At 51.1% G+C, this 24691-nt stretch carries 21 protein-coding genes and 1 tRNA gene; 1 reads left to right on the top strand and 21 read right to left on the bottom strand.

Features of this window, described 5'->3' with window-relative positions:
• Positions 1-7: 7 nt before the first annotated feature.
• The 20 genes from AC1W8Y_RS12200 to ndk form a co-directional block, all read right to left on the bottom strand.
• A tRNA-Ile gene (locus AC1W8Y_RS12200) sits at positions 8-86 on the bottom strand.
• Positions 87-111: 25 nt separating this feature from the next.
• Complete coding sequence (gene rpoD / locus AC1W8Y_RS12195) at positions 112-2379, bottom strand: RNA polymerase sigma factor RpoD (RefSeq protein ID WP_482014760.1); 2268 nt, start codon at positions 2377-2379, stop codon at positions 112-114.
• 405 nt (positions 2380-2784) lie between these two features.
• Positions 2785-4656, bottom strand: coding sequence for a DNA primase (gene dnaG, locus AC1W8Y_RS12190; RefSeq protein WP_482014753.1), 1872 nt, complete (start codon positions 4654-4656; stop codon positions 2785-2787).
• Positions 4657-4708: 52 nt separating this feature from the next.
• Positions 4709-4921, bottom strand: a complete 213-nt coding sequence (gene rpsU / locus AC1W8Y_RS12185; RefSeq protein ID WP_482014752.1) for a 30S ribosomal protein S21 — start codon at positions 4919-4921, stop codon at positions 4709-4711.
• A gap of 161 nt (positions 4922-5082) precedes the next feature.
• Positions 5083-5607: a phosphoribosyltransferase gene (locus AC1W8Y_RS12180; protein ID WP_482014751.1), complete on the bottom strand. Its 525-nt coding sequence runs from the start codon at positions 5605-5607 to the stop codon at positions 5083-5085.
• A gap of 16 nt (positions 5608-5623) precedes the next feature.
• Positions 5624-6919 carry an adenylosuccinate synthase gene (locus tag AC1W8Y_RS12175; protein ID WP_482014750.1) on the bottom strand — a complete coding sequence of 432 codons (1296 nt, stop codon included), beginning with the start codon at positions 6917-6919 and terminating at the stop codon, positions 5624-5626.
• Positions 6916-8076, bottom strand: coding sequence for an ATP phosphoribosyltransferase regulatory subunit (locus tag AC1W8Y_RS12170; protein WP_482014749.1), 1161 nt, complete (start codon positions 8074-8076; stop codon positions 6916-6918). The genes AC1W8Y_RS12175 and AC1W8Y_RS12170 overlap by 4 nt, the downstream gene beginning before the upstream one ends.
• 9 nt (positions 8077-8085) lie before the next feature.
• A complete protein-coding gene (gene hflC / locus AC1W8Y_RS12165; RefSeq protein ID WP_482014748.1) occupies positions 8086-8958 on the bottom strand; it encodes a protease modulator HflC in 873 nt (290 codons plus the stop codon).
• An 11-nt stretch (positions 8959-8969) separates the two neighbouring features.
• Positions 8970-10256, bottom strand: coding sequence for an FtsH protease activity modulator HflK (hflK, locus tag AC1W8Y_RS12160; protein ID WP_482014747.1), 1287 nt, complete (start codon positions 10254-10256; stop codon positions 8970-8972).
• On the bottom strand, positions 10231-11328 hold the full coding sequence (gene hflX, locus AC1W8Y_RS12155; protein WP_482014746.1) for a GTPase HflX: 1098 nt from the start codon (positions 11326-11328) through the stop codon (positions 10231-10233). Before hflX ends, hflK begins: the two co-directional genes overlap by 26 nt.
• A gap of 79 nt (positions 11329-11407) precedes the next feature.
• Positions 11408-11662: an RNA chaperone Hfq gene (gene hfq / locus AC1W8Y_RS12150; RefSeq protein ID WP_482014745.1), complete on the bottom strand. Its 255-nt coding sequence runs from the start codon at positions 11660-11662 to the stop codon at positions 11408-11410.
• A gap of 176 nt (positions 11663-11838) precedes the next feature.
• A complete protein-coding gene (gene hisC, locus AC1W8Y_RS12145; protein ID WP_482014744.1) occupies positions 11839-12909 on the bottom strand; it encodes a histidinol-phosphate transaminase in 1071 nt (356 codons plus the stop codon).
• A 3-nt stretch (positions 12910-12912) separates the two neighbouring features.
• Positions 12913-14316 (bottom strand): ribosome biogenesis GTPase Der, encoded by a 1404-nt coding sequence (gene der / locus AC1W8Y_RS12140; protein ID WP_482014743.1) that lies wholly within the window; start codon positions 14314-14316, stop codon positions 12913-12915.
• Positions 14317-14319: 3 nt separating this feature from the next.
• On the bottom strand, positions 14320-15444 hold the full coding sequence (gene bamB / locus AC1W8Y_RS12135; protein ID WP_482014759.1) for an outer membrane protein assembly factor BamB: 1125 nt from the start codon (positions 15442-15444) through the stop codon (positions 14320-14322).
• Between the two features lie 44 nt (positions 15445-15488).
• Positions 15489-16124 (bottom strand): YfgM family protein, encoded by a 636-nt coding sequence (locus tag AC1W8Y_RS12130; protein WP_482014742.1) that lies wholly within the window; start codon positions 16122-16124, stop codon positions 15489-15491.
• A gap of 7 nt (positions 16125-16131) precedes the next feature.
• Positions 16132-17421, bottom strand: coding sequence for a histidine--tRNA ligase (gene hisS / locus AC1W8Y_RS12125; protein ID WP_482014758.1), 1290 nt, complete (start codon positions 17419-17421; stop codon positions 16132-16134).
• Positions 17422-17505: 84 nt separating this feature from the next.
• On the bottom strand, positions 17506-18795 hold the full coding sequence (gene ispG / locus AC1W8Y_RS12120) for a flavodoxin-dependent (E)-4-hydroxy-3-methylbut-2-enyl-diphosphate synthase (protein ID WP_482014741.1): 1290 nt from the start codon (positions 18793-18795) through the stop codon (positions 17506-17508).
• Positions 18792-19301, bottom strand: coding sequence for a helix-turn-helix domain-containing protein (locus AC1W8Y_RS12115; protein WP_482014740.1), 510 nt, complete (start codon positions 19299-19301; stop codon positions 18792-18794). Before AC1W8Y_RS12115 ends, ispG begins: the two co-directional genes overlap by 4 nt.
• Positions 19298-20467: a dual-specificity RNA methyltransferase RlmN gene (gene rlmN / locus AC1W8Y_RS12110; protein ID WP_482014739.1), complete on the bottom strand. Its 1170-nt coding sequence runs from the start codon at positions 20465-20467 to the stop codon at positions 19298-19300. The genes AC1W8Y_RS12115 and rlmN overlap by 4 nt, the downstream gene beginning before the upstream one ends.
• 30 nt (positions 20468-20497) lie before the next feature.
• Positions 20498-20923, bottom strand: a complete 426-nt coding sequence (gene ndk / locus AC1W8Y_RS12105) for a nucleoside-diphosphate kinase (RefSeq protein ID WP_482014738.1) — start codon at positions 20921-20923, stop codon at positions 20498-20500.
• Between the two features lie 142 nt (positions 20924-21065).
• Between ndk and AC1W8Y_RS12100 the strand changes: the two genes are divergently transcribed.
• The gene (locus AC1W8Y_RS12100; protein WP_482014737.1) at positions 21066-23939 is read left to right on the top strand and encodes a valine--tRNA ligase; all 2874 of its coding nucleotides are present in this window, start codon (positions 21066-21068) and stop codon (positions 23937-23939) included.
• On the opposite strand, the gene trmD is transcribed toward AC1W8Y_RS12100, so the two are convergent.
• Positions 23936-24679: a tRNA (guanosine(37)-N1)-methyltransferase TrmD gene (gene trmD, locus AC1W8Y_RS12095; RefSeq protein ID WP_482014736.1), complete on the bottom strand. Its 744-nt coding sequence runs from the start codon at positions 24677-24679 to the stop codon at positions 23936-23938. The two genes, AC1W8Y_RS12100 and trmD, sit on opposite strands and share 4 nt — an antisense overlap.
• Positions 24680-24691: the final 12 nt, after the last annotated feature.

Here is a 24691-nt window from a genome sequence, read left to right as displayed (position 1 = left end):
TCAATACTGGTGCCCCCCCCGTGAGTCGAACACGGCACCAACGGATTATGAGTCCGCTGCTCTAACCAAGCATGAGCTAGAGGGGCATTCGATGGGCTTCAGTAATCGTGATTACTGTTGACCTTCGAGAAAGCTCTTCAGTTTATCAGCTCTGCTTGGATGGCGCAGTTTACGCAACGCCTTGGCCTCTATTTGACGGATGCGCTCGCGCGTGACGTCAAACTGTTTACCAACCTCTTCAAGCGTTTGATCTGTGTTCATCTCTATACCGAAACGCATGCGCAATACTTTTGCTTCGCGTGGGGTTAACGAGTCAAGCACTTCACGCACCACATTGTGCATTGAGCTATGCAACGCAGCCTCGGCTGGTGCGAGCGTCACATTATCTTCGATAAAGTCACCCAAATGCGAGTCATCGTCGTCACCGATTGGGGTTTCCATCGAGATGGGCTCTTTGGCGATTTTGAGAATCTTACGGATCTTGTCCTCAGGCATATCCATTTTGGCAGCCAAGGTTGCAGGATCAGGCTCGGCACCGGTTTCTTGCAAGATTTGACGGCTGATCCGATTCATCTTGTTGATCGTTTCGATCATGTGAACTGGGATGCGGATGGTACGCGCCTGATCAGCAATCGAACGCGTGATGGCCTGACGAATCCACCAGGTCGCATACGTTGAGAACTTATAGCCACGACGGTATTCAAACTTGTCGACCGCTTTCATCAAACCGATATTGCCCTCTTGAATCAGATCCAAGAACTGCAAACCACGGTTGGTGTATTTCTTAGCGATCGAAATCACCAGACGTAAGTTCGCCTCGGTCATTTCACGCTTAGCTTTACGGGCTTTTGCTTCGCCGGTTGCCATACGTTTATTGACTTCTTTCAGGTCTTTCAAAGGCAGAACGACACGTGACTGCAAATCGATCAGTTTCTGCTGCAACTCTTGCACCGCGGGGATATGCCGACGCAAGGTGTGCGAGTAATCGTGATTACCGTTGACTTCTTCTATGACCCACTCAAGATTGGTTTCATTTCCAGGAAAGACTTTAATAAAATGACTACGTGGCATACCAGCACGGTCAACGCAGGTGTGCAGTACTGCACGCTCGAGTTGACGAATTTCTTCGACTTGTGCACGCAAAGTGTCGGCCAAACGCTCAACCATCTTGGCGGTAAAGCGAATACCCATCAACTCATTCTGGATGAGTTCTTGAGCTTTCATATAAGGCGCAGAGCGATAGCCATCTGTCTCGTAAGCACTGCGCATGGCTGCGAACTGAGTTGCCACAATATCGAACTTGGCGAGGCCTTTGACACGTAGATCTTCGAGTTGCTTGCTACTCATTCCGCCGGCTGGGCCGTCTTCTTCTGCCTCATCAGCAACGCCGGCACCGGCGTATTCTTCGCCATCATCGGGATCAACCAAACCATCAACAACTTCATCAATTTGCGCCTGCCCATCACGTACTCGTTGGACATGATTCAAAATTTCGTTGACCGTCGTTGGGCAGGCAGAGATTGCCATGACCATGTGCTTTAAGCCATCCTCAATCCGTTTAGCGATTTCAATCTCGCCCTCGCGGGTCAAGAGCTCAACGGTACCCATTTCGCGCATATACATACGCACGGGATCAGTGGTGCGACCAAAATCTGAATCAACCGTGGTCAACGCAGCTTCAGCTTCGTCTTCAACGTCGTCATCACTCGTCGGCATTGGCGCGTTTTCGCCAATTAACAGAGTTTCAGCATCTGGGGCTTGGTCGTATACGGCAATACCCATATCACTAAAGGTACTGATAATGCCGTCAATCGCTTCAGCGTCGACCAAATCATCAGGCAAATGATCGTTGATCTCACCATAGGTCAAATAGCCACGGTCTTTACCGAGCTTGATCAACAGCTTCAAGCGATTACGACGTGCCTCGTATTCTTCGGGCGATACAGGACCTCGGGCAAGAAGCTCTTTGCCCTCGCCTTTGCCACGCTTACCGCGCTTGACCGGCTTTAAGTCAGGCAAAGCTTCTGCTTCGCCGTCGCCATCATTTGGATCACCAAACTCGCTGTCAGCATTATTATTCGGGTTCTTTGAAGGACGCCCAGGACGACGTCCTGTGCCACCTGGGGGACGTGCCGATTTAGATTTTTTAACAGGTGCCTCATCCATATCATCAGCAACGGCTACAACTTTAACTTTTGGTTCAGACGGGGCTTTGCTGTTGACGGGCTTTGCCACTGGCTTGGTCGCAGTGGGCGCTTTCGCCATCGGCTTTTCAGTGCTTTTGGCAACGGCTTTTGCCGCAACTTTAGGGCTAACCTTTGCAGCGGTTTTTGACGCTGGTTTAGCAGGTGCTACGGGTGCTTTTGATGCCGACTTCATTGAATCCTTAACTGATTTTGTTGCTTGCTTCTTCACAGCGGGGGGGCTGGACTTTGCTGCAGGTTTTGCTGGAGGTTTCGCTGTGGCCTTCGTTGGTTTAGCAGCGACTTGCTTGCCAACAGGTTTTTTCGCCACAACGTTTTTAGACGACGGTGTTGTCTTGGCCATCACTGGTTTTTTCTCGACCTTGGCAGCCTTTTTAGGCTGAACTTTTGCAGCAACAGTCTTAGACTGTGCTGCCGCGTTACTTCGTGTGCTGTTTTTAACGGCAACAGTTTTTTTACCAGAAGCTTTTGTCATAGTCGCTCTTTTGTGGGAAATTTGCGTGAAATGAACTAGCGGATACTGAAAAGGCGGGCCGGAACAGCGTCAATCAAGGCCGGAAAGCTATTGATTTTAACTTATTTACCGAGTGGTGCCTGGATTAACAACCCCAATTAGACGGGTGATCCTTCGAGAAAGTTCCTGATATTTTTGAGAAAGTTGCAAATTATTTTCACCAGAGGCAATCAGCGCACTTTGCTCTCGCTTTAAGTTGTCTATTTCGATTCGACGCAAAGCATCTGCCCACTCAGCTTCTGGGTCAGGCAACTCTTCTTGTGACATCAAGTCAGCGCTCACCGAGATTAGTAAGGCCTCAAGATCTGAACCGGGCTCTGCCGTCTGAATGAGGGCACCGATATGCCTGGCGTGGGTTTTCTGAATCAAAACAATCAAATCAAGGACCATTTCTAGGTACTCACCCTGCTCAAGCACGTCAAGCTGCTGATCACCCATTTGCTCTGCGAGCGATGGATGAGCAAGCAATAACCCAAGCAATCTTCTCGCTAAAGGGGTGACGGCACGCCGAGTTGCACGGTTTGATACATGCCTCACCGTGCGCGTTCTTGTGCCCTCTTGTGCTTGAGGCTGAACGATTTGCCCCGTCAGCTCTGGACTCATCTGCGATGAGGGGGGTGATTGCAGCGACTGAGGGCCTAGAATAGGGGGTTGTTCTAAAAGCTGATTCAATTCTTCAGGCGTCAATTGGGCCAGCTTGGCCAGCTCATTTTGAAGCTGCACCTTGACCATCGATGTGGGGATTTGAGACAACAGTGGCTTCGCTTCATGAACCAACCTCGCCCGCCCTTCAGCTTCTTTAAGTGAATAGCGGCTGGCCAGTTCGTTGAGAAAAAACACCGACAAAGCATCTGAATCAGCCATACAAGCCCGGAAGGCCTCTGGACCGAATTGTCTGATGTAACTATCAGGATCATGTTCAGCAGGTAAGAATAAAAACCGTATCGAGACGTCATCGCGCAACAATGGCAAACAGGTTTCTAGTGCCCGCCAAGCAGCCCGACGCCCTGCCTTATCGCCATCAAAGCTGAAAATGATTCGGTCACTTGAGCGCAGCAGCTTTTGAATATGGACCGCCGTAGTTGCTGTCCCCAGCGTTGCCACAGCATTGCCCACCCCTAGCTGTGCAAGACCGACTACATCCATATAGCCCTCTACGACGATCACGCAGGCTTCTTTGCGGATCGCAGCCTTGGCTTCGTGTAGACCATACAATTCTTGGCCTTTTGAAAAGACCGGGGTTTCGGGCGAGTTCAGGTACTTCGGCTCTCCCTTGCCAATGATTCGGCCACCAAATCCGATGAGGTCTCCTTTAGCATTGTGAATGGGAAACATCACACGTTCGCGAAATCTATCGTATCGACGACCATCGTCCGATTGAATCACCAAGCCTGACTCGACCAATAGAGGGTCAGCGTATTGCGAAAACACGCGAGAAAGGCCTTGTCGATCGGCACTGGCCCAACCTAAGCCGAACTGTTTAGCCGTTTGCCCCGTCAGGCCACGCTTTTTCAGATAGGCAATTGCCTCAGGACTCTGGCTGAGTTGCTTTCGATAGAAATCTTGTGCCAACTGCAACACCTTGGTGTGCTGCGAAACCTCATCGCGGCATCGAGCGCGCTCGACGTCTTGCTTTGGCGATCGTTGTTCTTGAGGAACAACCATCCCTGCACTGGCCGCCAACTGACTTATCGCCTCTGGGAAGCTATAGCCCGAATGCTCAATCAGAAACGTAATAGCACTGCCATGAGCTCCGCACCCAAAACAGTGATAAAACTGCTTGGTGGGACTGACAGTGAATGAGGGGGACTTTTCGTTATGAAAAGGGCATAAACCTAACAGATTTATGCCACCTTTCTTTAACTGCACGTATCGGCCAACGACATCCGCGACATCTACGCGGGCGAGGAGATCCTGGATAAAAGAATCTGGGATCACCGATCAGACCATCAACGTTGCGCGCAAGCGTATGAGACGCGAGCGCAACAGATCAATACATTCTGGGTGGCAGTTGCTGGCTACGGATACGCTTGTAGTGGCGCTTGACAGCCGCAGCAGACTTACGTTTGCGTTCAGCAGTTGGTTTTTCATAGAACTCACGAGCACGCAACTCAGTCAACAGACCGGTTTTTTCAATGGTGCGCTTGAAGCGACGCAAAGCGGCTTCGAAGGGCTCATTTTCTTTCAGACGTACGATAGGCATAGGGACGCTAGTCTTTTTTTAAAGTGAAACGATATTCGGGGTTAATTAACAAACTAAATTCAAACCATTGCCAGCCATCACTTAACAACTTGCCTTTAGGGCAAAACCAGCGGATGACAATCGCTTGAATACAGTTAGCTCTCTATAATAGCATAACTACGCTATTTTAATGACTTTTCTGTCCAAAGGTTGCGTAAATCTACCATGCTCATGTTGTCATAATGCTCAAACGGCTGGTGAATCCATGGGCTATCCGCTAAATCAAGGGCGACAAAATCGGGTTTAACCACCGAGCATGATTTACCCCACAGACAGGCCGTTTTGATCTCGCTCATCGCTGGGTAGCGCTCTTTTAACAACGCAACGATCTCAATAAGCGTACGTCCGCTGTCAACGAGATCGTCAACCACAAGGACACTGCCCGCTAAAGCATGCTGGGTGCTGGCAATCGCCGTCGAAATCACGAGTTCGCCCTGCTTTGTCCCTGCCTCTGCCCGATAACTACTGGCTGAAATAATATCTAGGGGCACAGAAAAAAGCCGCGACAGCGCATCCCCTGGCCTTAAGCCACCTCGCGCGATGGCCAAGATCCGGTCGAACTTCCACCCAGAATCGTCGACCAGCAGCGCTAGCTTCTCGATTAAATGGTGATATTCATCCCATTGCACCCACAGGTCGTTTCTCACGCACGTGCTTCGAATATCAGGATTTAAAAGGATGACGCAAAAGGATGGTCTCGTTACGGTCGGGGCCTGTTGACACCATATCGATAGGTACACCACAGACTGCTGACATTTTCTCGAGGTAACGCTGGGCATTCACAGGCAATTGATCAAACTGAGTCACCCCAACCGTTGATTCTGACCAGCCAGGCATCTCTTCAAAGACAGCCTCGGCCCGAGCAACGGCAGCGGCACCGTACGGCAGAACATCAACAAACTGACCATCAAGCTTATAACCGACCCCAATTTGAATAGATTCAATGCCATCAAGCACATCTAGCTTGGTAATACAAAGCCCTGAAATGCCGTTTAATCGGACAGATCGTTTCAACGCAGCCCCGTCAAACCAGCCACAGCGCCTTGGGCGCCCGGTCACTGAACCGAACTCTTTACCAACATTTGCTAAATGCGCACCAATATCATCATCAAGCTCAGTCGGGAAAGGGCCAGAACCTACACGAGTGGCGTACGCCTTGGTGATGCCGAGCACATAACTCAAACTTTGCGGGCCAACCCCTGCCCCCGCCGCTGCGGCACCTGCCACGCAATTGCTGCTGGTCACAAAGGGATAAGTGCCGTGATCTACGTCTAGCAGCGCACCCTGCGCGCCTTCGAACAGCAGATTTTGCCCAGCCTGTTGAGCTGCAAATAAATTTGAGCTGACATCTTTAACCATCGGTGCAATCGCGGGTGCTAACGCCATAGCTTGATCAAAAACTTCTTGGCCTGAAACGGGATTTGCCCCCAGATATTTCGTCAAAACGAAATTGTGAAGATCCAGCACTTCATCGACTTTGCTGCGAAACGAAACAGGGTCAAATAAATCTTGAACGCGAAGCGCTCTGCGTGCAATTTTGTCTTCATAGGCCGGGCCAATACCGCGCCCCGTCGTGCCAATTTTCGCATCACCACGTCGAGCTTCTCGAGCTTGGTCGAGCGCAACGTGATAAGGCAAGATTAAGGGGCAGATTTCAGAGATCTGTAACCGATCACGGACATTCAAACCAGAATTTTCGAGTTCAGAAATCTCTTTGAGTAGCGCTTCAGGCGATAGAACAACACCATTACCGATGTAGCAAATCAGATTTGGGTGCATGATGCCTGAGGGGATCAGACGAAGAATAGTTTTTTTACCGTTAATCCAGAGGGTATGCCCGGCGTTGTGACCCCCTTGAAACCGGACGACGCCTTGTGCTGACTCAGCAAGCCAATCAACGATCTTGCCTTTGCCCTCGTCGCCCCATTGGGTGCCGATCACCACTACATTCTTACTCATACCGTCTCCACAACCCATTGACCGTTTCTGTTTAAGAGTTGACGATCAAACACAAATTCATCATGATCCGCCTGCTCATCAGCGAACACCTGCACAACAATTTCACCCGCCTGTCTCAGTGACTGCATCGCTGCTCTTAGTGTGGCGTCGAATCCCGCTGGCGCCCGAATGGCACTGGTGGCCCGTGCGGGGTTCAACCCACGCGCCAGTTTCCGCAAATCGAGACTGAATCCCGTTGCAGGTCTAGAGCGACCAAAGGCCAAACTAACCCCATCGTAGCGGCCGCCACTCACCAACGCATCGTGCCAGCCAGGTGCATACACAGAGAAAATTGTCCCTGTGTGATAACCATAAGCACCGACATCAGACAAATCCACCCCAACGGATAAATCGTTAAGCTGCACAAGTAACGACTCAAGCGTATCGAGAGCAGATATCACCCCAGGCAAACTCGGCAGCACAGTACGTGCTTTGGTGATTTGTTCGAGACCGCCATACATCAAAGGCAATTCAGCAAGCGCCGCAACAGTTGAGTCGGCCAAGGCGGTAGCCCCCGTCGCCAGCCCTTGGATACCAGGCAAGTCTTTATCTTTCAACAAGGTACTTATCTCGTCTGCTCGTCTGACGGCCATCGGATCGGTTTCGATAATCGATCTGACCAAACCAGCATGACAAAGGTCAAGCCGGACATGATGAATCCCCGCTAGTCGGGTCGACTCGAGTGCCAATCTCACGATTTCTACGTCTGCCTCGATCCCAGCGTACCCGAAAATTTCAGCGCCGATTTGCAGTAGCTCTCGACTCGCCAAGAGCCCCGCGGGTTTGGCGTGCAGCACTGGGCCGCAATAGCAAAGCCTCGTCACCCCAGCGCGATTCAACAGGTGAGCATCTATCCTGCTGACCTGCGGGGTCATATCAGCCCGAACGCCGAGGGTACGACCTGATAATTGATCAACCAATTTGCAAGTGCGCAAATTCAGATCGCCGTCAGAGCCAGACAACAATGAATCAATGTACTCAACCAACGGAGGTGCAACGGTTTCAAACCCGTAAGTTCGAAATAAGTCGAGCAGCGCTCTGCGCAGATCTTCTATCCGACGGGCTTCCGCGGGTAACACATCCGCCAAACTCTCAGGCAGCAACCAATGACCTTTCATACTAGATGTTTATTTCGCAGCAGGGTTTTTGAGGAATTTAAAGAATTCTGAACTTGGATCCATCACCATGACGTCGCTTGACTTGCCAAAGGCGGCTTTGTAAGCCTCGAGGCTTTTATAGAAACTGTAAAAACCCAAATCTTTGCCGTATGCCTGTGCATATAGTGCAGCAGCAGACGCATCGCCTTGACCCATCGTGGCTTGTGATCTTCCGTAGGCTTCGGCAACAATCTCTTCACGCTGCCTATCAGCTTCAGCCCGTATTTTCTCACTTTCAGCGGCACCAATCGACCGAAGCTCATTGGCAACGCGCAAACGTTCGGACTCCATCCGTCTAAACACGGATTCTGAAATTTCAGGCGCAAATTCGATCCGCTTTAATCGTACGTCAACGATACGAACGCCAAGCGCCTCTGCCCGCTTTGCAACATTCGTCAACACCTCGGACATGATGACGTTGCGTTCAAGTGACACAACATCTTTCACCGTCCGAATATTCACAGAGGCGTTCAGTGCATCACGGATTTGAGCCTGTAATCGCTCGCGAGCCGCTCTCTCGTTGCCACCGAAAGTCACATAGTAAAGTCTCGGATCAACAATGCGCCATTTCACATACGAATCGATCAGCAGGTTCTTCTTTTCTGACGTCTGAATTCTTTCAGCTTCTTGTGCATCAATTGACAACAGGCGTTTATCAAGTGTCACCACGTTTTGAAACGGGGGGGGTAACTTGAAATACAAACCTGGCTTATCAATGACTTTTCTGATTTCGCCCAAAGCAAACACAATCCCGTAATCACGCTCGCGCACAATAAAGACAGTGCTCGACAAAATCGACAACAACACGCCAACAGCAATGACAAGAGGCAAGATACGTTTCATTTTCTATCCTCTTATCTGTCCGCGCGATCGCGCGAGATGTTGTTGGTTGCCCCTGTCTGCTTTTGAGGGGGTCGACTCGTTAAAGGTGCCAACTGAGCCGCAGCACCTGCACTCGTGCCCATACTCGTGCCCGCTGAAGCGTGCGCTGACGGGTCACGCGCGACTTGCTGCGCCAGCTTATCAAGTGGCAGGTAAATAACTTGATTGCTATTCAGATCAACAAGCACTTTGTTGGCATTCGAATACAGTTGTTGCATGGTTTCGAGATATAGCCGCTGGCGCAACACCTGTGGCGCCTTTAGATACTCGGTCAGCACACTATTGAACCGAGAGGTATCGCCAGTCGCATCACCAATGACCTTAGCCCGATATCCTTCTGCTTGCTCAATCATTCGGGATGCTTGACCGCGAGCCAGCGGCACCACTTGGTTGGCGTACGCCTGACCTTCGTTGATTTGACGTTCTCTATCTTGGCCAGCCTTTACTGCGTCATCAAATGCAGATTGCACTTGCTCTGGCGGTTGGACGTTTTGAATGGCAACACTGCTCACTTGAATCCCTGACTCATAACGATCAAGAATCTCTTGCATCAGCTTTTGCACTTCACCTGCGACTGCTGTTCTGCCTTCATACAAGACAAAATCCATCTTGCGGCCACCCACAACTTCTCGCATCGCTGCCTGAGCGGCCTGACGGGTAGACTCATCGGGGTCTTTACTCTTGAATAGATAAAGCGCAGCGCCGTCTGCCCTTAGGCGATATTGAACAACAAACTGCACATCAACAATGTTCTCGTCGTCAGTCAACATCAACGCTTCTGGCAACACTCGATTACGTGCATTACCTCTAAATCCCACCTCAAAGGTCCGCAGCTGCGAGATATTCACAATCTCATGCGCCTGAAAGGGATAAGGTAGCCGCCATTGGAAACCCGCTGGCATCGTGCCGTTCAATTTACCAAATTGTGTAACAACGGCAACCTGCCCCTCTTGAACAATAAAGAAGCCGCTCACAAGCCATAGAAATACAGTCACCACCACAATGACCATCAGCCCGATGGTTGATTGACGCGCGGTTGGCCCATTCATGCCACCGTCAGGCGCACCGTTTGGACGATTGCCCCTAGGCCGTCGCCCAAACAATCGACTCAGCTTTTGGTTGAAATCCTGCCAAACCTGATCAAGATCAGGCGGGCCACCATCGGTATTGGGACGTTTTGGCGGCTCAGCATTGTTATTTTGTGAGCCACGGCCCCAGCCTGGGTCGTTCAGATTAAAAAGTCTGCTGAATAATCTCATCGTTGTCCGGAAGTAAAGCGAATTGCGAAATGGCCAGACGCAAGCCATCGAGCCCAGCACGCTGTTGCGCGCTCACAAAAACACGGCAAATCGTACCATGCGCATCGTGATCAACCCTTGGTTCGAGCCCCAATGAGTCGATTTTGTTATAGACCAGGATGCACGGCACGTCTCCCGCCCCAATATCTGACAGAACTTGATTAACCTCAAGAATCTGCTCATCACGCTGTGGGCTCGCAGCATCGACCACATGTAGCAGTAAATCTGCATGAATCGCCTCATCGAGGGTCGCCCGGAAAGCCGCAATCAACGTGGGTGGCAAATCACGGATGAACCCAACGGTGTCTGACAAGGTTACCTGACCGGCACCTTCAACCCAAAATCGACGGGTGGTCGTGTCTAGTGTGGCAAAAAGTTGATCAGCAGCATAGGCACCCGCACGCGTGAGACTGTTAAAAAGCGTGGACTTCCCTGCGTTGGTGTAACCCACCAGCGACACTGACATAGTCTTACCGCGAGCTCTAGATTTACGTTGCGTTGTTCGTTGACGCTGTACCTTTGCCAAGCGTTCTCGAAGTACTTTGACCTTTGCCCCAATCATCCGCTTATCCATCTCAAGTTGAGACTCACCGGGCCCGCGCATGCCAATCCCGCCACGCTGACGTTCGAGGTGACTCCAGAGACGAGTCAATCGAGTGGATAAATGTTGTAACTGGGCCAACTCTACTTGCAGCTTGCCTTCGTGACTTTGAGCCCGCAGTGCGAAAATATCAAGAATGAGCGCAACGCGATCCACCACTCTCAAGTTAAGCTGCCGCTCAAGATTTCGCTGCTGTGCCGGCGAAAGGTCCTGGTCAAACAGAACTACTTCAATGGACAGCGTTTCGCACAGCAAAACCGCTTCTTGCAGCTTGCCAGTGCCGATAAAATAAGCAGCATCAGGACGAGCCCGTCTTGCCGTTAGTACGGTACTGATCTCTGCGCCAGCGCCTTTAGCAAGCATGAAAAATTCGTCTGCGTGTGCCTGATAATCAGGCACACCCAGATCGACACTGATGATAAACGCCCGCATCAATTCAGCGATGTGTTAGTGGACGGGGATTGATCGAAAAACCCCATCACGATCAAAACCGAGTTCAGATCAGCCGCACTTATTCTTCGTCAATAGCGGCGACGGGTGTACCTTCAACAGGAAGGGAAACAGCACGTGCGGGAACCACGGTAGAAATGGCGTGTTTGTAAACCATTTGGGTGACGGTGTTACGAAGCAAAACGACGTACTGGTCGAAAGATTCAACTTGCCCTTGAAGCTTAATGCCGTTTACCAGATAAATAGACACTGGTATGTGCTCTTTACGCAAAGCGTTTAAAAATGGATCTTGCAAAGTTTGCCCTTTGTTGCTCATTGGCAGGCTCCGTTTGTTGTTGTTGGTGGAATCGGTTGCCGGATTAACAACCACCACAATGTTACCACTGTACAGGGTTTTCCCCATAATAACCAACTGGTTTTACAAGGGCTTACAAATCAGCGAGACTGGTCGTTGACCTTCTGCTATCTCACTGTGACGAAGACACCTAAAGACTAACTAAGTATCTCTTTTAACGTGAGCAGTAACTGCTCTGTCTGAGCGTCAGTGCCTACCGTAATTCGCAAATAATCTGACAATCGAGGCTTATTGAAATGACGAACCAAGATAGACTTTTCACGCAGTGCGAGTGCTAGTTCAGTACCGCCCACCTTTGGATGTTTGGCGAAGACAAAGTTCGCTGTTGAGGGCAGTACCAAAAAATCAAGATTCTGCAGCCCTTGCGTCATTTTCTCTCTGGTTTTTATCACCATCGAGCAAGACTGACGAAGATAAGCATCATCTTCGATCGCAGCAATTGCACCTGCAATCGCTAGACGATCAAGGGGATACGAGTTGAAACTGTTCTTGACTCGATTCAAACCGTCAATCAAATCATGATGACCCAGCGCATAACCCACGCGCAAACCCGCCAGCGACGCAGCCTTGGATAAAGTATGCACAACGAGCAAATTCGGATATTTGTTAATCAATGGGACAGCACTTTCTGCACCAAAATCAACATATGCTTCATCAATAACAACCACGATATCGGGATGGGCAGTCAGAATGGTTTCAATTTCGGCCAGAGGATGTGGCCGCCCTGTCGGCGCATTCGGATTTGGGAAAATGATCCCGCCAATACGACCAACGGCAGGTGGCAATAGCTCAGACGTTCTCAGGCACAAGTCTTCACCGAGAGCGACAGTCCGGTACGCAATGTCGTACAGACCACAATAGACAGGATAAAAGCTATAAGTGATATCTGGAAAAACAAGCGGATCATCATGCTTTAGCAAGGCCTGAAACGCGTGCGCCAGCACCTCATCCGACCCATTGCCAACAAATACCTGATCCGCACTTACAGAGAATTTTTTAGCGATTGCCTGACAAAGCGCCGAAGCGTTGGGATCCGGGTAAAGTCGCAGCCTGTCGTCAGTCGCCGCTTTAATCGCCTCGATGACTTTGGGTGAAGGCCCGTAGGGATGCTCATTGGTATTGAGCTTGATTAAGTTTTCAATCTGCGGCTGTTCACCGGGCACGTAGGGGTCAAGTCTAGCAACCAGATTGCTCCAGAATCGGCTCATGATTTAATCGTCAACGTAAGGATTATGAGAGGACTTGAATTCAATTCTAAGCGGCGTTCCAGCCAACTCAAAGGCATCTCGAAAGCGGCCTTCGAGGTAGCGTCGATAAGAATCCGGAATTTGATCCAGAGCATTACCGTGAATAATAATCAGTGGCGGATTTTGCCCACCCTGATGCGCGTAACGCATTTTCGGACGGAAAATACCCTTACGCGGTGGCTGTTGCTGTTCGAGCGCAGCCTGAAGTTCACGCGTCAGCTTGGGGGTTGATAACTTGGCAAACGCTGCGGCATGGGCTGCGTTGACAGAACGAAGCACGGCATTGACACCCTGACCTCTCATTGCTGAGATCGTATGCATTCGAGCAAAAGACAAGAATCTAAGCTTACGATCAAAGTCGCGCTCGACTTGTTCCCGTTGATCAGCGTCTACGCCGTCCCATTTATTGATGGCGACAACCAAGGCTCGCCCTGTCTCAAGAATAAACCCCGCTATATGTGCATCCTGTTCAGACACTTCTTGCTGCGCATCAATCATGAGCAAAACAACGTTGCTTGCCTCAATCGCTTGCAGCGTCTTGATCACAGAAAACTTCTCAATGGCCTCGAATACTTTGCCACGTTTACGCAAACCCGCGGTGTCGATAATCGTATATTTCTTATCGCCACGCTCAAACTCGATTTCAATCGCATCCCGCGTGGTGCCAGGCATATCAAAGGCGATGACACGTTCTTCGCCGAGCAAAGTGTTGATCAAGGTCGACTTACCCACGTTAGGTCGACCCACGATGGCGAGTTTAATTCGATGCTCGACGGGCAAGGCCTGTTCAAGCGCATCATTAGCAACGTCAAATGCAGTCGGTTCGGCATCATCGACATCAAAGACTGGCGCGAGCTCGGGCGCGGGGTCACCCAATCCCTCCAGCGCAATGTCGACCAAATCTGCAACCCCGTCACCATGTGCCGCAGAGATTGCATACGGCTGTCCCAAACCAAGCTCATGAAACTCAGCCACCGCGCTAGAGTGACGCATCCCCTCGGCTTTATTGACACATAGGTAGCATCGCTGACCCGTCTTACGCAACAGGCGCGCAATGTCGTGATCGTGCGCACTAATGCCCAGCCTCGCATCAACCATAAAGATGACGACATCCGCTTCAGCAATTGCTTGCTTGGTTTGTCTGGCCATCTCGTGCAAGATACCTGTCTTTGCGACAGGCTCAAAGCCCCCAGTATCCACCACAATGAAGGGCTTTTCGCCAACACGCCCTTCCCCGTAGTGACGATCTCGCGTCAATCCTGAATAATCAGCGACAAGCGCCGAGCGCGATCGAGTCATCCGGTTAAACAGAGTAGATTTACCAACGTTTGGTCGCCCGACCAGCGCAATGACAGGTTTAAATGGCACGAGTTAGTTCAACGCTATTAAAGCAAGACTGCCATTGCCGAGTTGCAATAACATGCCTTGGGAAGTGACTTGCGGTGCAACAATCATTGCATCTCCGCCTACTGCAATTCGACCGACCATTTTTCCGTCGGTTGCAGACAAAATGTGTACATAGCCCTTGTAGTCACCGACGGTGATGTACTTACCGTTTGAAACTGGGGTTGTGGGCTTGCGATACTTCAGCGCATCTTGCGTCCAGCTTTGCGCACCGTTTTGCATGCCAAAAGCCGTGATAACCCCTTTTTGATCGCCGCTGTAGACTGCATTAGCGTCGACAGATATCCCATTCGGGCTGGAATAGTCTTTGCCCCAAACAGGTCTGCCGCGTTGCGAAACGTCAAAGCAAATCACGCGCCCCTGATACGAGGCGGCACACAGCAGGGAACCTGTCAAAATTGGACTACCGGTGACATCGGTCACACGCTCGAGGTCAGTTGACCCCTTTGCGGCAGCGACGACACCTTCCCACTGGATGTCGCCCGTTTGCATATTGACTGCAATCATCTTGCCGCCCGGGACACCAGTGATGAGCAGTCCTTCTGCCGCAATCATCTTCGATGTGCCACGCAACGCCAGGCTAGGACCGGGGCGTTGAATACTCCAGAGCCGCTCTCCTGTTTGTGCATTGAAACCTTGAATCCGGTAATCACCACTTCGAACGGCGACAATACCGTAACCGACCACTGGTGGCACAAACACATCGCTCGTTGCCTTCGCACGCCATTTTTCTGCACCAGTGTCATCGAAAGCCACAACGGTGCCATCATTCGCGGCAACGGCTGTCACGTTACCATCGCTACCGACGCCAGCCGTCAGCTTCAAATCTAACTTTTGCAACCAAACGCTAGCGCCATTCTTTAAGTCGAATTTGCCGACTGAGCCATCTGCTGCCGCCGCGTAGACACTATCGTTGACAATCGCAGGGGCAAAACCAACCCCAGAACCGCTACCAACGGGAACTTGCCATGCAATCGTTGCTGAAACGGCAGCAGGAAACTCTTTCAACGGGGTTGGATCATAGCGCCCGTCATCCCCGGTAAAAATATTCATTGCACCACACGCTGTAAGTAACGGGACTGTACACACCATTACCGTACGTTTGAACCAACTAACTGATAAAAAAGACATGTTCGTTAGACTCCGAGGGCTTCTAGCTTTAATTTAACCAAGGGGGTGAGAGGGTCGGTGGGACCAAGTCGCTCAATGGCTTGTTGCCAAGCCGTTTTTGCCAAGGCCATTTGACCACTGGCCGCTAAAATATCGCCGCGTCTATCCGCATAAACGGCCGCAAATGGTTCGGGGGGATTTTCAAGCGTAGCAAGCGCAGCTTCAAAATCGCTTTTGCTGAGTAACAAACCCGCTAAACGCAGCTTGGCAACGGGCACCAACGCCCGATCACCCGACCGAATGATCCAGTCGAGTTGTGCCTGTGCACCCACTAAATCCTTGCGAACCTCAAGTGCAGACGCCGCAATCAGCGCGCCCCGTGTCGCATAATCCGTTTTTGCGTAGTCATCGCGTAGCGTTTTCACAGCGGCATTTATGCGGGCAACGGATTCATCACCTGTCTGCTGAGTCGCTGCATCCTGAAGTGCCTCGAAGTATCCTCGGGCCTGCGTCGACTGATGCACCTGATACCACTGCCAGCCCCGCCAAGCGGCCATGACCGCCAAAGCAATCATGAGAAGCGTCATTGCAGCATTACCATACTTGGACCACCAAGCACGCAGCTGATCAATTTGTTCCTGTTCTTCTAGATCGAGAGCCATACTCGTATTAAACCTTATCTTTCAAAAATGGGACGAGACTATCCAGCGCCACCTGATGTTGAGCCAAATCCGCTTGAGCCGAGTCTAGCCTCAGCATTTTCACAGAAGCTACCCCTGCCGCTAATTCATCGCCTGCAAGGATAACCGCAATTGAGGCCGCGCTGGAGTCAGCACGCTTGAACTGAGACTTAAAACTCGCCGAGCCGGGATGAACTACCACAGAAATCCCTTCATCGCGGATGGACTCGGCCAATACGGCGGCACGCCTTTGTGCTTCTTCACCCTGATGAATCAGATAAACAGCGCACTCTGCTTGATCAGTCGGGGGGGTGATTTGATCCCAAAGATCGATCAATCGCTCGACACCGATAGCAAACCCCACCGCCGGCGCTGGCTTGCCCCCAAGCAACTCAATGAGACCATCATAGCGGCCACCACCACAAATGGTTGCCTGGGCGCCCAGCTTATCGGTGACCCACTCGAAGACCGTTAAATTGTAATAATCAAGACCCCGCACCATTCTTGGGTTAATACTGTATTGAATGCCTGCGTCGGATAGGCGCGCAAGCACGCCATCGAGATGAGCGCGGGAAGATTCGCCCAGATAATCTGATAACTTTGGCGCTGCATCGGCCATTTCTTGTAACGCAGGGTTTTTGGTATCCAAGACTCTTAACGGGTTGGTGTACATCCGTCTTAAACCGTCTTCATCCAAAATACTCTTAAATTTCTCAAGATGACTGATCAATGCCTCTCGATGAGCCGCTCGCTCGTCGGCCTGCCCGAGTGAATTGATTTCAAGCTTCACGTCATTGATGCCGAGCATGCGCCATAAGCGATTGGTCATCACGATAAGTTCAGCATCCACATCCGGGCCTGCAATCCCGAGTGCCTCGACATCAATCTGATGAAACTGTCGGTATCGACCCCGCTGAGGTCTTTCGTGACGAAACACCGGCCCCATCGCGTAAACGCGATGGGGGCGATCATAGAGAAGGTTATGCTCAATCGCCGCTCGTACCATGCCAGCGGTGAACTCAGGCCGCATGGTCAGCGACTCGTTATTTAACGCATCCGTGAAGGTGTACATCTCTTTTTCGACGATGTCGGTCACTTCTCCGATACCGCGCGTAAAAAGTCGAGTGTGCTCAAGTATGGGTGTACGCATATTGCTGTAACCATAGATACGAAGCCACTCTCTAACAATCGCTTCTAAATCGTTGAGTCGCCCTGTCGAACGCGGCAAAGCATCGTTCATGCCACGAATAGCGTTAACTTTATTAAAAACCTGAGTCATGTTATCCATTCAATAATTCGGTGCCACAAGCCGGCAAATTGCATCTTGAAGATTTGTGGATCTTTACTGCATGTCAGCACCAAATCAAACGGTGGCTGTCACGATGCCATAACGACGTGCAACGTACGCTTCGACAATTGCTTGAAACTCAAGGGCGATGCTATCGCCTTTGAGCGTTACCGTCCGCTCGCCATCCACAAAGACAGGGGCAGAGGGTACTTCCCCAGTCCCGGGCAGGCTAATCCCGATATCTGCATGCCGACTCTCGCCCGGCCCGTTGACAACACACCCCATCACGGCGACGTTCATCGACTCTACGCCAGGGTAGAGAGATTTCCAGATTGGCATCTGATTTCGCAAATACGTTTGTATCTGGTCTGCAAGTTCTTGAAAAACCGTACTGCTGGTGCGACCACAACCAGGGCAAGCCACCACCATGGGTGTAAAAGCTCTCAGACCCATGGTTTGAAGTATCTCTTGAGCAACCACGACTTCTTTGGTTCTGTCCCCACCGGGTTCGGGCGTCAATGACACGCGTATCGTATCGCCAATGCCCATCTGCAACAGCACAGACAACGCCGCCGTAGAGGCCACAATCCCTTTGCTGCCCATGCCGGCCTCGGTGAGCCCGAGATGCAAGGGATAGTCACATCGATCAGCCAAGTCTCGATAGACAGCGATTAAATCCTGAACATGGCTCACTTTGCAGGACAAAATGATGGCGTTTGACGGCAGCCCCAGCACCTCTGCTCTTTCGGCGTTGCTGATCGCAGAGACAACAAGCGCGTCACGCATGACTGCTCGTGCGTCACGGGGAACGCGTGATTGACTATTGGCATCCATCATTTTGGCGAGCAACTCTTGGTCAAGGCTGCCCCAATTGACGCCAATACGCACGGGTTTGTTGTGTTTGCAGGCAACTTCAATCATTTGAGCGAAGTTATCATCACGCTTTTTACCACCTCCCATATTGCCTGGGTTGATGCGGTACTTGGATAACGCCGCAGCGCAATCGGGAAACTGTGTCAACAGTTTATGGCCGTTATAGTGAAAATCACCAACAAGCGGCACATGAACACCCATACGATCGAGCTGATTCCGAATCGCCGCAACCTCTTTGGCTGCCTCAGGGGTGTTGACAGTAATTCTCACCACCTCTGAACCCGCAAGCGCCAACTCTTTGACTTGAATTGCAGTCGCAATGGCGTCAGCCGTATCCGTGTTCGTCATTGACTGCACGAGGACAGGAGCCCTGCCGCCGATGATGACGGACTTACCCCCCCACTTGACCTCTACCGCACGTGTTGGGCGTCGCGTCGCTGCACCGACCAGGTCGTTGCAAGACTCATCCCGTTGGGGGGACAGGTTGCTCATTGCAGCATCGACCCTAGCCATTGAGGAAGCATCGCCCTCGGGACAACCCCCTGCCAAATGGCGATCGCTAAGGCTGCGATCACAACCAAGGCAATGAGCACGACCCAACCGATAGACGACTGCTGGGGACGCTCGGGTTCGTGGGCCGCCAGTGATCTTGTCGACGTATGGTTCGCAATGGTGCCACCAATCATACCGATCCGATCTTTGAGCGCTTCTTCGATGGGCTGGGAATCCATCCCGAGCAAACGGGTGTAATTTCTGATCAGTCCACGTAGCGATAATCCGCTTGGTAATTCATCCACCCGATCCGATTCTAGCGATTCGATTAACCGACGCGAATATTTAAGTCGAGCGGTCACATCGTCAAACGTCAATTTAAGCGCTACTCTTTTGTCTGCAAGCGACTTACCCGCAGAGACAGAAGGTTGCACTAGCGCGGGAGGCTCAACAGCCACAGATGCGACATCCGGGATGTGCAATTGCTCAAGGCCTGTGTCAGTCACGTCCGGATCTCCTTAATTGGGATAGATATCTTTGCATCTTTTTTTTCTCGCAACCGCGTGCGATCTTTCACTTGACCCGCTAACTGACCACACGCCGCATCGATATCGTCGCCGCGAGTCTTGCGAACGGTGGTGACGATTCCTGCATCAAGCAATCGCTGAGCAAAAATACGAATTTTCGAGTCCTTTGACCGCAATAATCCCGACTCAGGAAACGGATTAAAAGGAATTAAATTGAATTTACAATGCAACCTTCGACCAATCTCTACCAATTGCGTCGCATGCTCATCGGCGTCATTGACCCCGTCAAGCATGACGTATTCAAACGTGATGAAGTCTCGCGGTGCAAATTCAAGATAGCGTTCGCAGGCGGCCAACAACTCGGCGAGTGGATACTTTTTGTTCAAGGGGACGAGTTCATCGCGCAATGCATCATTGGGAGCGTGCAGCGACACGGCCAAAGCCACAGGGCAATCACGAGCGAGCCGATCCATCATGGGCACTACCCCAGAGGTGGACACCGTGACGCGCCGTCGCGAAAGGCCATACGCGTTGTCGTCTAACATTAACTTTAAGGCTGGGATCAAGGCATCATAATTGAGCAGGGGTTCACCCATCCCCATCATGACGACGTTACTGATCAGACGTCGATCAATCGGCGCACTTTGCTCTAAAGCTGAACCGGATGATGCGGGCAGACGAGCGTGCTGCCCAGCTTCCCGTAACTTTACATTGGCCCACCAAAGCTGGCCCACGATTTCAGCCGTGCTTAAATTTCGGTTGAAGCCTTGATGGCCCGTCGAACAGAACCTGCAATTCACGGCACAACCAGCTTGGCTTGAAATACACAATGTGCCACGATCATCCTCAGGGATGAACACTGACTCAATCGCGTTACCCTGCCCTACATCAAACAACCACTTGCGCGTACCGTCTGAGGACACTTTGTCGCTTATCACGCCCGGGGCTTGTACGTGACAAGCGTCACGCAATTGCACCCGAAACGCTTTGGCCAAATCAGTCATTTCATCGAAATCACTGATACCCCGTTGATGCACCCATCGCTCAACTTGTTTAGCTCTGAAGGGCTTGCCCCCCCACTGCCCAACCAGGTCGGTTAAGGCAGCACTATCCAAGCCAAGTAAGTTGATGTGATCGGAGTGCATAGCGACAATGTCACGGCCAGTAGCGATGGCTTAACGGCTGTGAACGTTAATGCCAGGGAAGAAAAACCCAATTTCAACCGCAGCCGTCTCAGGCGCATCCGAGCCATGCACTGCATTCGCGTCGATGCTGTCAGCGAAATCAGCACGGATAGTGCCTTTGTCTGCTTTCTTAGGATCGGTCGCACCCATCAGGTCACGATTTTTCAAGATGGCGCCTTCGCCTTCCAACACTTGAACAAATACTGGCCCTGAGATCATGAAATCAACGAGATCTTTAAAAAACGGGCGGGCGCTGTGCACTGCGTAAAAACGTTCAGCATCTGCACGTGATAGTTGCCTCATTTGGGCTGCGATCACTTTCAGACCAGCAGACTCGAAACGAGCAACGATTTGACCGATGACATTCTTGGCAACGGCGTCAGGTTTAATGATTGACAAGGTACGTTCGACAGACATAAAAACTCCAATAAATCTCAATAAAAACAGGGGCTTTGCGTATAACTACGTTAGCTGTGCATTCTAGCACGCGCATTCTAACGCCTACCCTTTAAAATGACGGTTTTGCTAATGCTGCAAGCTGTTTTCTCGGAAATCCCTAATGAGCCAAATGACCGACCCCATCGCCAGTGAACTTTCTAAGAGTTTTGAACCTGCCGAACTTGAATCACGCTGGTACACCGAATGGGAGCGTCGAGGCTATTTCGCTGCCGGTGAGCATGTGCAAGGCAAAGCGGCCAGCGGCCAGACCTACGCCATTCAGTTTCCGCCACCCAATGTGACAGGCACATTGCACATGGGCCATGCGTTTAATCAAACGATCATGGACGGACTGATCCGTTATCACCGAATGCTGGGAGACGACACCGTGTTCGTGCCTGGCACAGATCATGCCGGTATTGCCACGCAAATTGTCGTTGAACGACAACTCGATGCGCAAAAGCTGTCCAGGCATGACTTGGGTCGCCCCGCATTTATCGAAAAAGTCTGGGATTGGAAACAGCAATCCGGCAACACCATTACCAGTCAAGTGCGCAGACTCGGTGCCTCTGCTGATTGGCCTCGCGAGTATTTCACGATGGATGAAAAGATGTCCACTGGTGTTGTGGAAACCTTTGTCAGACTCTACGAACAAGGTTTGATTTATCGCGGCAAAAGGCTGGTCAACTGGGATCCTAAACTACGCACAGCAGTCTCGGATCTCGAAGTCGTCTCTGTCGAAACCGACGGTCATCTGTGGCACATTCTTTATCCTTTTGTAGATGGCCCGCAAACCATCACGCATGCCGATGGGACAACAGAAACACTCGCTGGTCTTACCATTGCAACCACTCGTCCGGAAACCATGTTGGCCGACGGCGCACTGTGTGTACATCCTCACGATAGCCGCTACCAACATCTAATTGGCAAGCTGGTGGATTTACCCCTTTGCGATAGACAAATCCCCATCATCGCCGATGACTTTGTTGATCAATCTTTCGGAACGGGGTGCGTCAAAATTACGGGCGCACATGACTTTAACGATTATGCATGCGCTCAGCGTCATCAATTGCCGCTCATTGTCATCTTTACCCTTGATGCCAAGATCAATGAGAACGGCCCAGCGCAATTTCAGGGCATGGATCGCTTCGTTGCACGCAAAGCGGTTGTTTCTGAGTTGCAAGAAAAAGGTTTTTTGGTCAAGGTCGTCGATCACAAGATGATGCAACCTCGCGGCGATCGAACGCAAGAAGTCCTTGAACCCATGCTGACGGATCAATGGTTTGTTGCGATGAGTAAACCCGCACCTGCTGGTACGCTAAACCCGGGCAAAAGCATCACCGAGGTCGCGCTTGACGTTGTTCAGCGCGGGGAAGTCCAATTCTTCCCTCAAAACTGGACAACGACCTATAACCAGTGGCTTGAGAATATTCAGGATTGGTGTATCTCGCGCCAGTTGTGGTGGGGCCATCAAATCCCGGCTTGGTATAGCGAAGATGGGCAGGTTTTCGTGGCCCGCTCTGAACAAGAGGCTCAGAGCCAAGCAACGGCAGCTGGTGTTCAGGGCATCGTCACGCGTGACCCCGACGTGCTTGACACATGGTTCTCTTCAGCACTTGTGCCATTCACTACCATGGGATGGCCTGAGCAAACCGAAGACCTGAAACGCTATTTACCGTCAAGCGTGCTGGTCACCGGTTTCGATATTATTTTCTTCTGGGTCGCAAGAATGGTCATGATGACCACTCATCTAACCGGTCAAGTCCCTTTCAAACATGTCTATGTGCATGGTTTGATCCGCGACGCTGAAGGGCAAAAAATGAGTAAGTCCAAGGGCAATACGCTTGACCCAGTGGATCTGATTGATGGCGTTGAGCTGGAAACACTGGTTGGCAAGCGTACCTACGGCCTGATGAATCCAAAGCAGGCAAGTAGCATTGAGAAAACAACTCGTAAGCAGTTTCCGGACGGCATTGCGGCTTTCGGCGCAGATGCACTCAGATTCACCATGGCCGCTTACGCCACACTCGGCAGAAACATCAACTTCGATCTTAAACGCTGCGAAGGCTACAGAAACTTCTGCAATAAGCTATGGAACGCGACAAAGTACGTCCTGATGAATACAGAGGGCACTGATCTAGGCCCGGTGAATAACCCAGCCACAAGTTTTGCGGATCGCTGGATTATCAGTTTGCTGCAACAACTCGAACACGACGTCGCCAAGGGTTTTGCAGACTATCGCTTCGATAACATCGCCAATGCGCTTTATCATTTTGTTTGGGATGAATACTGCGATTGGTATCTCGAACTTTCAAAGGTACAAATACAACAAGGCAGCCCAGAACAGCAACAGGCTACACGTCGAACATTAATACGCGTGTTAGAGGCAGTGCTGCGCCTCATGCATCCCATCATGCCGTTTATCACGGAAGAGCTATGGCAAAAGGTGTCATTGGTGGCTGGCAAACGAACAGCACAAGAGGTAACGAGCATTTCTGTACAGCCTTTTCCACAATCCAATATGGCTGCGATTGATCTGAGCGCCATGGCTCAAATGGATAGACTGAAATCAGAAATAGAAGCCGTCAGAGCGCTGCGAGGTGAGATGAACCTATCGCCTGCCGCAAGAGTGCCTCTGTTCGCTCAAGGCTCAAGCGAACAACTCAGGGCGCACGCATCTTACCTTGCCGCGCTGGCCAAACTATCCAACGTTGAAGTCGTAGACGTCCTGCCAGATGACGGTGCACCTGTTCAGGTCGTGGGTGATACTCGTTTGATGCTAAAAGTTGAAATTGATGTTGCTGCTGAAAAAATAAGATTGAGCAAAGAAATCGTCAGATTAGAAACTGAGATTGCCAAGGCTCAAGCTAAATTGAGCAACGAGGGGTTCGTGGCTCGTGCACCAGTGGCCGTGGTAGAGCAAGAAAAACTTCGGATCAGTCAATTCTCTGAAACACTTGACAAGGTGAAATCCCAGTACTCAAAACTCGGTTAACCCAGGGTTCTGAGAAAAGCCTCATCCTCTCGGGTGAGGTCGCCTCGGGCACGCGCTGCAGAAATTAAGTCGGGGCGCACTTTTGCGGTGATCATTAATGATTGCTCCCTGCGCCAACGAGCGATATTCGCATGGTTACCCGAGGTGAGCACCGCCGGGACTCGGACTTCGCCGAGTTGCTCAGGCCGAGTGTAGTGTGGACTATCCAATAGCCCTGACAACGCCGGTTGGAAAGAATCTTGCAGAGACGAATCTGCGTGATTCAAAACGCCGGGCAAAAGTCTGACTGCTGCATCAATCATTGCGACGGCGGCGATTTCACCGCCCGACAACACAAAATCGCCGAGAGACCATTGCTCGTCGACGTACTGATCGACAAAACGTTGATCAACCCCTTCATAGCGACCACACACAAAAACTGCGCCTGTTGAGGCAGCCAAACTGGCAGCACGCTTTTGATCGAATGGTTGACCGGTGGGCGATAACAGAATGACCGGTGCTTTCTGTCTCAAATGGTTAATCGCCGACAATGTTTTGATGAGCGGCTCAGCCATCATGACCATGCCTGGCCCTCCGCCGTACGGCCGATCGTCAACCGTTCGATGAATGTCGTCACAGTAGCTTCTTGGATTGTGCGTGTGCAAGGACCAAATATGCTGACTGTGGGCGCGACCAGTGACACCAACATCAGAGACAGCGGAGAAAATTTCGGGAAATAAGGTAATGACATCAATGCGCATTGCAAGGCACCC

This window comes from Jezberella sp. (assembly GCF_964834465.1).
The sequence above is the reverse complement of the archived record's forward strand: the minus strand, read 5'-3'. Positions and strand labels throughout refer to the sequence as shown.

Bases quoted from the DNA above. Each gene is read 5' to 3' on its own strand.
- AC1W8Y_RS12100 (WP_482014737.1), top strand. From the start codon at position 21,066: ATGAGCCAAATGACCGACCCCATCGCCAGTGAACTTTCTAAGAGTTTT.
- hflC (WP_482014748.1), bottom strand. From the start codon at position 8,958: ATGAAACGTATCTTGCCTCTTGTCATTGCTGTTGGCGTGTTGTTGTCG.
- hfq (WP_482014745.1), bottom strand. From the start codon at position 11,662: ATGAGCAACAAAGGGCAAACTTTGCAAGATCCATTTTTAAACGCTTTG.
- AC1W8Y_RS12170 (WP_482014749.1), bottom strand. From the start codon at position 8,076: ATGAAAGGTCATTGGTTGCTGCCTGAGAGTTTGGCGGATGTGTTACCC.
- ndk (WP_482014738.1), bottom strand. From the start codon at position 20,923: ATGTCTGTCGAACGTACCTTGTCAATCATTAAACCTGACGCCGTTGCC.
- ispG (WP_482014741.1), bottom strand. From the start codon at position 18,795: ATGAGCAACCTGTCCCCCCAACGGGATGAGTCTTGCAACGACCTGGTC.
- hflK (WP_482014747.1), bottom strand. From the start codon at position 10,256: ATGAGATTATTCAGCAGACTTTTTAATCTGAACGACCCAGGCTGGGGC.
- rpoD (WP_482014760.1), bottom strand. From the start codon at position 2,379: ATGAAGTCGGCATCAAAAGCACCCGTAGCACCTGCTAAACCAGCGTCA.
- AC1W8Y_RS12175 (WP_482014750.1), bottom strand. From the start codon at position 6,919: ATGAGTAAGAATGTAGTGGTGATCGGCACCCAATGGGGCGACGAGGGC.
- rpsU (WP_482014752.1), bottom strand. From the start codon at position 4,921: ATGCCTATCGTACGTCTGAAAGAAAATGAGCCCTTCGAAGCCGCTTTG.
- AC1W8Y_RS12130 (WP_482014742.1), bottom strand. From the start codon at position 16,124: ATGGCTCTCGATCTAGAAGAACAGGAACAAATTGATCAGCTGCGTGCT.
- hisC (WP_482014744.1), bottom strand. From the start codon at position 12,909: ATGAGCCGATTCTGGAGCAATCTGGTTGCTAGACTTGACCCCTACGTG.
- bamB (WP_482014759.1), bottom strand. From the start codon at position 15,444: ATGGTGTGTACAGTCCCGTTACTTACAGCGTGTGGTGCAATGAATATT.
- hflX (WP_482014746.1), bottom strand. From the start codon at position 11,328: ATGCGGGCGTTTATCATCAGTGTCGATCTGGGTGTGCCTGATTATCAG.
- hisS (WP_482014758.1), bottom strand. From the start codon at position 17,421: ATGACTCAGGTTTTTAATAAAGTTAACGCTATTCGTGGCATGAACGAT.
- trmD (WP_482014736.1), bottom strand. From the start codon at position 24,679: ATGCGCATTGATGTCATTACCTTATTTCCCGAAATTTTCTCCGCTGTC.
- rlmN (WP_482014739.1), bottom strand. From the start codon at position 20,467: ATGCACTCCGATCACATCAACTTACTTGGCTTGGATAGTGCTGCCTTA.